Raw genomic sequence first — 8,453 nt, 5'->3', positions numbered from 1 at the left:
GAATCATTTTTACGGTTTGGATTTTAAACTCTTTGTCATATTTCTGACTCATCTTCGGACACCTCGATTTTGCTAGGTTTATTGTCGCATTCTCGATTCTCGGTGTCCACTATTTAGTCTAGCATCATAAGAACACCAGCATTTTGATCGGGGGGACAACCGTGCATGTAAAACGTATTGAAGTGCAAAATGACTTTGAAGGGCGGCTATGGCTTACACTTTCTCCCGAGCGGGATTGGGTTCGGCGAATACGTAACGTTCCGGGACGAAAGTGGCATCCGGATCTAAAGCAGTGGAGCTTTCCTGCTGATGAACGTACCTTGGGGATATTTGTGGAGCAGTTTGCAGATTGTCCCGTTCATATGGAAGAGGTGATGCGGAGTAAGTATCTTCAATTCAGGAGACTTTCTACTTATGGAGACCGTTGGCGTAAACAGTGCCAAGAATGCATGCGTTTAAAAGGATATAGCAGAAACACTGAAAAAGCATATTTAGGACATTTGGAGAGGTGCATGCAGAGTACGGGAAGCAGCTTGGAATCCATGCGTGTATCAGATGTGAGAAATTACTTACTTGAACTTTTTGATCAAAATCACTCTCATACCTATGTTAACCAGGCGATCAGCGCTCTAAGTTTCTGGTTTAAGGAAGTTGAAAAACGGACCGACTTCCCAAAAGTATGGGCTCGGCCGAAACGGGAAAAGAAGCTGCCCGCCGTTCTATCGGCATCGGAAGTATCCACGCTTCTTAAAAGTGTTATAAATTTAAAACATAGGGCTATTCTAACCTTGATTTATTCGGCAGGACTGCGAATCAGTGAGGCTGTGCATTTGAAGGTTCATGATCTGGATGTAGAGCGTGGCATCATTCACATACGACAGTCAAAAGGAAGAAAGGATCGATATACGGTTTTGTCACGGACGGCATACAAGCTGCTGGAGCAGTATATCCGAGTAGAAGGGCCTGAAACCTGGCTTTTTCCTGGGCAAAGCAAAAACAGTCCGATCACCGCGAGAACGATTCAACATGTATTTGAAAAAGTAAAACAAAAGGCAGGGATTCAAAGGCCCGCCACGATTCATACGCTGAGGCATTCCTTTGCTACCCATCTCTTGGAGGCAGGTACAGACATAAGATATATTCAAGAATTGCTGGGCCATACGAGTTCCAAGACAACTGAAATCTACACTCATGTGAGCATTAGAGATATCCGACGAATCCAAAGTCCTTTGGACCGAATGCAAGAATGAATTGAATATACTGGGAAATTCGCATAACATTATAATATATGGATTTAATGCGAATGTCGTAATATTTCGAGAAAGAGGAGGGATTATGACATTCGCAGAATAAGAGTTATCAGAAATACCCGCTCAGATGAATCGAACCAGAAAAGGGGCGTAGAAAAGATTAAGAACCCAACTGAAATTATTCAATTGATAAGCCAAGCTTGTGATAGATCTGATATACATAAAATTCAAGATCTTATAAATTCATTAGATATTTCAGAACAACTAGACATCCATGGCTTTTTAAGAAAGATTGACCTAGAGTTTATAACAACAAACATTGATTCTTTGGAGATTAATGATGGTGTTAAGGAACATATAGTATATACAATTCTAAGCCGCACGAACTGGTCAGATGATTTACTTGGAGAGATTATTAAGATATATCAATCTTACGGTTTTATTGCTATGGAAAGCCTAGTTATTACAGCAATAAAACAGGACATAATAACATCTCCCCAATTGAGTTTAATTCTGTTAATCTTTTCAGGTTCTAAGGCAATAAAAAAAGAACTATCAAAGAAGAACTTATTCAAAGAATAGTGAGGGCATTTCAGGAGGGCAGGTACTTCTGATAACACCGCATTCACGCTTCGGGCCGCTGTCGCGTCCCTTGGTCCGCCCGGGGGACTTCGGAGAAGATAAATCAGGCGGACAACCCTGCACCGGCTAAGTCTAACGACCCGCGCTTACGCGCTTAAGCCAGTGAGGGTTCGTAAATACAAGAACGTTATCTGAAACCGGTGCGAGGCAAAATAAATGACACTTGTAGTTTAAGTGCCATCAAGATTTATATATGTCACCGCGAGATCCTATCTTTACAACAATTATTATAAGTTCATTATCAATTACTGAATAAATCACACGAAAGGATCCAACACGAAGCCGAAAATGATTTTCCATACCTTGCATTCTTTTTATGTCGAGCTCTGGATGTCTTGGATTTTCAGAAAGAATTTTTAAGTGATCCAGAATGCGATTTCGAGTTGTGATATCCTGCTTTTGAAGATACTTAAAGGCATCCTTTAGGAACTTAATTTCGTAATTCATGTTCAACATCCTTAAGGCTAATTAATTCACCTCTTAAGTAAGCTTCATGAGCATCCTTTATGGCATCTAATTCATCTTGAGTTGTTGGTTCATCATCGAGAGGGATTTCTCTATTCACGGGAATATTGGCGAGGCGCTCCATCAATTCGGAAACCAACTCAAGATCTTTATCGGATAGTCGATCAAGCAACTCATAAAATCGTTCTTTATTTACAGCCATTTTGCCAACTCCTTTCAAGATCTAATTATAACCATTATAACATTAGATACACCTAAGGGAATGGAGTTAGTAACTCGAAGAAGGCACCGGCATCAGATAACACAGTATTCACACATCGGGCATACGCCCTCGGTCCGGCAGGAGTTAGAAGTGAAGTCGAAGAGGGGATTTCAGTTTCGGGGAAGCGGGATCAGGCGGACACACCTGCGACGCTAACTGCGCAAGCGCAGCCGGCCACTTCGCGGCCTTAAGCCTCTCGGCGTCGTGAATACAAGGACGTTAGATGAAACTTGCAGAAACCTGAGGTGCAGGTATGGACAGAGTAGAAATGATAAGAGCAGAAGAAAAACTATATCATGATTTTTTTTATGAGAACTATAATCTCTTTGAACAAGGGACTTGGTTACACAAGCCTGTTCAAACAGTGCTGGACCTCATAGAGCAGTTTAATAGTTACGAAATTCTAAGAGTTTTAGATTTAGGATCGGGAGTTGGGAGAAACAGCATTCCCATTGCTCAGACAATTAAAAATAGACAAGGTAAAGTCATCTGTGTGGACTTGCTAGAGTCGGCACTTAATAAATTGCATGAATATAGTAAACGTTATGAGGTAGAACACATAATCGAAATAAGACTTTCTGATATAGAACAATTTGAGATCAAACAAAGTGAATACGACTTAATAATCGCTGTCTCAGCTCTAGAACATGTAAGTTCGGAAAGAGCGTTAGAAATGAAACTAAGAGAGATGGTTTTAGGAACAGTTGCAGACGGTATCAATTGTATAATAATTAATTCGAATATTCGTGAAATAAATCAAATGACAAACAATGAATTGGATCCTATGTTTGAAATCAATCTCTCAACAGAGCGAATGCTAGATTTGTTGGACAGAAATTATAAGGGTTGGGAAATTCAAAAGAGACTAATAAAACAATTAGAATTTGATATTGAACGTAGAGAGCAACCCGTAAAATTGGTGAGTGATTGTATAACATATATTGCAAAGAGAAATTGGTAAGTAGTTCAAAGAAGCCTGCAAGCATCATCTAACACAATATTCACGCATCGGGGACAAGCCCCTCGGTCCGGCACGAAGTAAGAAGAAGATTCGGTGGGGCATTTCAGTTTCGGGGAAGTCTAATCAGCCGGACACATCCGCACCGACTAACTGCGCAAGCGCAGCCGGTTCCTGGCGGAACCTTAAGTCGGTGGGACGTCGTGAATACGATAACGTTATACGACAGAATCAACAAATAAAAAAATCCTAAAAAAAGAACTTTTGTTCTCTTTTTAGGTAGATGCTAGAATATATTTGAAATTAAATTATCATAACGGAGGTGAATTTTCATGGCGGTTAAACATATTCCAACAAATATTGTGCACAGTGGAAGTAAAGGTGGAACTACTGGATGTGGCACGAACACCAATGAACATTCGGATCATTGGTTAACTACTGGTGCAATTGTTACTTGTAATAAAAATGGTTGTAAGAACTAAAAACGATAAAACAATGACTGCCTGCGATGAGTGTTAGGGCAGTCATTGTTTCATACTGAAGAAGATGAATAGTGAAGGTATATTCGAGAAGAGATTCCGTCGTATAACATAATATCTAAGAACCGAGTGCTTGGGGCCATGGTCTACGGATGGATTTCGCGAGGAATTTTAACAGACTAGCCCTCGCAGGTTATGAATGCAGGAACGTTATAGGATATAATTAAATGAAATGAGAGCCGTCTGGCTCTCAATTAGAAGTTATATTTAATTCATTATGTAATTGAAGAGCATCTTTAAAACCTTGCAAGTAGATTTCGCGTTCTAGGATTGTTTGAACTGAGAGGTCTGCATCATCGTAAAGAAATAGAGTTTTATGCATATCCTGAGGTAGAAGTTCATGTAACTGTTTAAAGTAAAGATTTCGTTCAGAAGAGAATTGTTTGTAAATGGTGTTGTTCTTGAGAAGATAGCTATATAAGGCTTCAATTCGATTACGTATCAACGAATCAAGTAAGACATCTAAAGAATTGTACATGAATTTCACCGTCCATTATATTTTATTTTGCGAATAAAAATTTAACTTATTGAATATTATTTTATCATAATGAAAATTATAGTCAAGACATATCAAAGATATTTTTGATTAAGGAAATATACTTTCATATAATTAAAGAAAAATTCAATTTAGATACAAAGGAGTGCCAAATGATAAGTTATAAACCATTCCAAAAATTATTGATTGACAGAGAGATTAAGAAACAAGATTTATTGAGAATGACGGGGATTTCATCGGCAACGATGGCAAAGCTCAATACAAACGAATATGTATCATTAGAAGTGATTGATAAATTATGTGCCGTTTTAGGTTGTCAACCAGGGGATTTATTGGAGCATGTAACGGAGTGATAACTTAGCTTGGTTCAAGAAATGTTTTATGAGTTGAAGGTAGTAAGTCTACCATGTATGATTAGGTTAAACTGAACAGCTTTAAGTTGTTGAATACTAGAAGAACAAGAGGTGCATTAATGGCAACAAAAATAGCGTTATTTAATCACAAAGGTGGAGTGAGTAAAACAACAACAACTTTCAATATAGGTTGGATGTTGGCTGAAAAGGGATATAAAGTAATATTAGTTGATGCCGATCCTCAATGTAATTTGTCAGGAATGATTCTCGGGTATAATGAATCTTTAAAATTAGAAGATTTTTATAACAATGGTGATATTAACAACATTCGTGATGGACTAAAACCTGCTTTTGAATCTATGCCTAGATTATTAGAGGCAGTAGAGTGCACAGAAGTTGAGGGCAGACCTAACCTTCTTTTACTGCCTGGTCATATTAAATTTGCTGAATATGAAGTCACTTTAGGGATTTCTCAAGAACTTTCTGGTTCAATTCAAGCATTAAAAAATTTACCTGGGTCTATTTCTTACTTACTTGATAGAACTGCCGAGAAATATTCGGCTGATTACATATTAATAGACATGAGCCCGAGTCTAAGTTCAATAAATCAAAATTTGATGATGATAAGTGATTATTTTATAGTCCCAACCTCTCCTGATTTTTATTCAGTTATGGCAATTGATTCTCTTACTACTATCTTTAAAAGATGGAATGCTTGGTCTAATAAAGCTCGAAATATTGAAATTTTAAAGGAAGCAGATTATCCATTTCCGAATATTCAACCAAAATTTTTGGGGACAATCATTCAAAAGTATAGACTTCGTGATAGTAAAGCATCTCAAGGTTTTCAGTATTGGATAGATAAAATTAACTTTACCGTTGAAAACAAGTTAATAATGCAGTTGGATGAAGTTGACATGATGCTCTCAAAAGAAGCATATACAAGTAACGGGTTGAAAGAAGATTATTGTTTAGGGACGATACCGGACTTTAATACTTTGATTGCTAAGTCTCAACAGCACAAAACACCTGTATTTGCATTATCAAATGAACAACTAGGTTATGGAGGTACAGTAGGCACTAGCGCAAGGGAGAATAGAGAGAAGTTCCATAAAATTTTTGATCAAATAACTACACAGATAATAGGTATGATTCAATATGGACAAAACAATTAAACAATTTAATGAAAATATTGAAAGAATTAGAATGCTTCATTCGGTTTATTTATCATATAGGAGTCAAATCACTCCCCTTGTTGACATATCCGATATGCTAAGATCAGAATTAGTACTCTTGGTAAGTGCAGTTGATTTTTATGTGCATGAAATTGTTAGAATTGGCATGCTTGAAGTTTTTTGTGGAATTAGACCAGAAACTAGTTCATTTAGGAACTATTCGATTTCTTTAAAGGCAGTACGTGAAGCACTTTTGAATCCAGAATCGTTTGATTGGTTAGAAAGAGAGGTCATTGAAAAGCACAGTTGGAAAAGTTTTCAGCAAGCAGAAAAAATAACTGAAGCTCTGCGAATAATTACTGATGTTGATTTTTGGGGGCGTGCAGCTTTGGCTATGAATAGTGAGCCTCAGTTGATCAAAAAGAAACTTAATTTAATTGTTGATCGCAGAAATAAAATTGCTCACGAAGCAGATATGGATCCTTCATACCCAGGATCCCGTTGGCCAATTGATGATATAATGGTAAAGGAATCAATCGACTTTGTTGGATCATTAATTCAAAATTTTCATATGAACATATCTACTATATAGCGTCATACAAAGCGGAGAAATAATTTTCTCTGCTTTGTTATTTTAAGGTTATCATTATAAAGAGAGTTAAAAAGTTGACAAAGTATTTCAATAATCATTGAGAATAAGTAATAATAGGTTATATCGAAGAAGTGATTCCGTCGTATAACAACATATTCAAGCAGCGTCTCCTTCGGATCCTTGGTCTGCTGGAAGTATTTCGAGGGGGCATTTCAGCAGACAACCCCTTCGGGGTTCGTGAATACAGGAACGTTAGCTGAAATCAGACTAAAGAAGGAGACGTTATATGATTATTTATTAACTCTTTAAAAGCGGCTGCCAAAAAAATGATGATAGATTTTGAAGACGTGTCCTCTCAGATAGAACATAAAGGTGAGCGCGGAACTAGTAGAGAAGAAATATTCTCTACATATTTTCGTAAGTACATCCCTCTGAAATACGAGTTTTCAAGAGGGGCAATAATAGATTTAAGTGGTAGGCAAAGCAAACAGCAAGACCTTATTATTCATGATACTTTAAGTAGCCCCATCCTTATGAATATGGATAGTACAAAAATAATACCTATTGAAAGTGTATTCGCAACAATTGAAATTAAATCATCCCTAAACAAAAGTAGACTCAATGAGTGCGTAGAAAATATCAAAAGTGTTAGAGGCTTACCAAAGCACCCCATAACTCCATTTGTATCGCCCACAGCAGGATTTGTATTTGCTTATACATCTGATACTAGCTTAGAAACACTTTTAGATAACTTAGTTGATTTAAACCTACAGGTAGATTCAGATCATCAAATTTCAGTTGTTTGTGTACTTGATAAGGGGATGATTGTAAATGTAGATAGACGAGGTTTGGACAAGATAGAATTACTCCCTTCAGTCAATACAACTAGAGCTATTATTGAAAATTCAATAGAAAATAACCTCATTATATTTTATTTGATTTTAATGCAGTTCCTAAATTCTACTGCAATAACACCTCCAGATTTATTAAAATATGTTGAGAAAGAAGATCTAGCTAAAATCCAATATTCTATCCCGAAAAGACATGTACCTTTGGATGGTACATACAATTTTGATGGGCAAGAAATAAGTATGCAGGCGGTTACAACTCTTATTGATGATATGGATAGATTTAAACGGATTCAAACAAAAAGGGCTTCATCTACAGAAATCATGGAATATTTCAGTGATAATTTTGATGCAATCTTGTCTATGGGTAAATTTTCGTCAGATAGTATATTTAATTTTTTTGGAAAGGATTATTTTATAGGACAACTTAAATTAGCTTTCGAACTGTATAAAAAGATAAAGAATGGTGAAAAGATTACAGATCAAGAAAACGAATATTGCAGAGAAATTGAAAAAGACTTATTTAAGCAGTATCAAGCAGAGTCTGACATCAGCTAACACCGTATTCACGCATCAGGGCTATCGCCCTTCGGTTGCCAGATGTATAATCATGGAAGAAGCTCAGCCAACAAACGACCCAGCCTAAGATAAGAGCTATCTAAGGCTGGGTCGTTTCGTGAATACAAAGACGTTATAAGAAATGGGGGCAAAGATAGAATTACAAAACAATAAAAGAAAATATTATAAACTCAACTTTCGCAGCTTAATTTTCCGAACAAAGCCTTGATATAATTGGGCAAACTCGCAATCCATTGCTGGAGTTGACATACAACGGCAGACTGATCCCGTTTGGATTTTGCTTCCGTGAACGCC

11 protein-coding genes are annotated in these 8,453 nt (G+C 37.0%); 8 read left to right on the top strand and 3 right to left on the bottom strand.

Features of this window, described 5'->3' with window-relative positions:
- Positions 1 to 161: 161 nt before the first annotated feature.
- Positions 162 to 1,250: a site-specific tyrosine recombinase/integron integrase gene (xerA, locus tag KI367_RS26250; protein WP_246537338.1), complete on the top strand. Its 1,089-nt coding sequence runs from the start codon at positions 162 to 164 to the stop codon at positions 1,248 to 1,250.
- 186 nt (positions 1,251 to 1,436) lie between these two features.
- The gene (locus KI367_RS26245; protein WP_212953175.1) at positions 1,437 to 1,832 is read left to right on the top strand and encodes a hypothetical protein; all 396 of its coding nucleotides are present in this window, start codon (positions 1,437 to 1,439) and stop codon (positions 1,830 to 1,832) included.
- Between the two features lie 240 nt (positions 1,833 to 2,072).
- Here the strand turns inward: KI367_RS26245 and KI367_RS26240 are convergent, their stop codons facing one another.
- On the bottom strand, positions 2,073 to 2,339 hold the full coding sequence (locus tag KI367_RS26240) for a type II toxin-antitoxin system RelE family toxin (protein WP_212953172.1): 267 nt from the start codon (positions 2,337 to 2,339) through the stop codon (positions 2,073 to 2,075).
- A complete protein-coding gene (locus KI367_RS26235; RefSeq protein WP_016310982.1) occupies positions 2,323 to 2,559 on the bottom strand; it encodes a hypothetical protein in 237 nt (78 codons plus the stop codon). Before KI367_RS26235 ends, KI367_RS26240 begins: the two co-directional genes overlap by 17 nt.
- A gap of 313 nt (positions 2,560 to 2,872) precedes the next feature.
- On the opposite strand from KI367_RS26235, the gene KI367_RS26230 reads away from it, so the two are divergent.
- Together KI367_RS26230 and KI367_RS26225 are read left to right on the top strand one after the other, a co-directional pair.
- Entirely contained in the window at positions 2,873 to 3,580 is a 708-nt protein-coding gene (locus KI367_RS26230; protein WP_212953169.1) for a class I SAM-dependent methyltransferase, read from the top strand.
- Positions 3,581 to 3,909: 329 nt separating this feature from the next.
- Positions 3,910 to 4,059 (top strand): hypothetical protein, encoded by a 150-nt coding sequence (locus tag KI367_RS26225; protein WP_212953166.1) that lies wholly within the window; start codon positions 3,910 to 3,912, stop codon positions 4,057 to 4,059.
- A gap of 247 nt (positions 4,060 to 4,306) precedes the next feature.
- On the opposite strand, the gene KI367_RS27395 is transcribed toward KI367_RS26225, so the two are convergent.
- The gene (locus tag KI367_RS27395) at positions 4,307 to 4,594 is read right to left on the bottom strand and encodes a hypothetical protein (RefSeq protein WP_246537336.1); all 288 of its coding nucleotides are present in this window, start codon (positions 4,592 to 4,594) and stop codon (positions 4,307 to 4,309) included.
- Between the two features lie 170 nt (positions 4,595 to 4,764).
- On the opposite strand from KI367_RS27395, the gene KI367_RS26220 reads away from it, so the two are divergent.
- The 4 genes from KI367_RS26220 to KI367_RS26205 all read left to right on the top strand — a co-directional run bounded on the left by KI367_RS26220 (position 4,765) and on the right by KI367_RS26205 (position 8,138).
- Positions 4,765 to 4,965, top strand: a complete 201-nt coding sequence (locus tag KI367_RS26220) for a helix-turn-helix domain-containing protein (protein ID WP_212953163.1) — start codon at positions 4,765 to 4,767, stop codon at positions 4,963 to 4,965.
- A gap of 119 nt (positions 4,966 to 5,084) precedes the next feature.
- The gene (locus KI367_RS26215) at positions 5,085 to 6,140 is read left to right on the top strand and encodes a ParA family protein (protein WP_149033814.1); all 1,056 of its coding nucleotides are present in this window, start codon (positions 5,085 to 5,087) and stop codon (positions 6,138 to 6,140) included.
- On the top strand, positions 6,124 to 6,732 hold the full coding sequence (locus KI367_RS26210; protein WP_212953160.1) for a HEPN domain-containing protein: 609 nt from the start codon (positions 6,124 to 6,126) through the stop codon (positions 6,730 to 6,732). Before KI367_RS26215 ends, KI367_RS26210 begins: the two co-directional genes overlap by 17 nt.
- A 326-nt stretch (positions 6,733 to 7,058) precedes the next feature.
- The gene (locus KI367_RS26205) at positions 7,059 to 8,138 is read left to right on the top strand and encodes a DUF6602 domain-containing protein (RefSeq protein ID WP_212953157.1); all 1,080 of its coding nucleotides are present in this window, start codon (positions 7,059 to 7,061) and stop codon (positions 8,136 to 8,138) included.
- The last annotated feature ends 315 nt before the right edge of the window (positions 8,139 to 8,453 follow it).

It is taken from the genome of Paenibacillus cookii (assembly GCF_018333375.1).
In the GTDB taxonomy this organism is placed as follows: domain Bacteria; phylum Bacillota; class Bacilli; order Paenibacillales; family Paenibacillaceae; genus Paenibacillus_AQ; species Paenibacillus_AQ cookii.
This window is presented reverse-complemented; position numbering and strand designations above follow the sequence as displayed.

Excerpts from the sequence above, each read along its gene's own strand:
- KI367_RS26240 (WP_212953172.1), bottom strand. The coding sequence starts at position 2,339 with ATGAATTACGAAATTAAGTTCCTAAAGGATGCCTTTAAGTATCTTCAA.
- KI367_RS26235 (WP_016310982.1), bottom strand. The coding sequence starts at position 2,559 with ATGGCTGTAAATAAAGAACGATTTTATGAGTTGCTTGATCGACTATCC.
- KI367_RS26230 (WP_212953169.1), top strand. The coding sequence starts at position 2,873 with ATGGACAGAGTAGAAATGATAAGAGCAGAAGAAAAACTATATCATGAT.
- KI367_RS26225 (WP_212953166.1), top strand. The coding sequence starts at position 3,910 with ATGGCGGTTAAACATATTCCAACAAATATTGTGCACAGTGGAAGTAAA.
- KI367_RS27395 (WP_246537336.1), bottom strand. The coding sequence starts at position 4,594 with ATGTACAATTCTTTAGATGTCTTACTTGATTCGTTGATACGTAATCGA.
- KI367_RS26220 (WP_212953163.1), top strand. The coding sequence starts at position 4,765 with ATGATAAGTTATAAACCATTCCAAAAATTATTGATTGACAGAGAGATT.
- KI367_RS26215 (WP_149033814.1), top strand. The coding sequence starts at position 5,085 with ATGGCAACAAAAATAGCGTTATTTAATCACAAAGGTGGAGTGAGTAAA.
- KI367_RS26210 (WP_212953160.1), top strand. The coding sequence starts at position 6,124 with ATGGACAAAACAATTAAACAATTTAATGAAAATATTGAAAGAATTAGA.
- KI367_RS26205 (WP_212953157.1), top strand. The coding sequence starts at position 7,059 with ATGATGATAGATTTTGAAGACGTGTCCTCTCAGATAGAACATAAAGGT.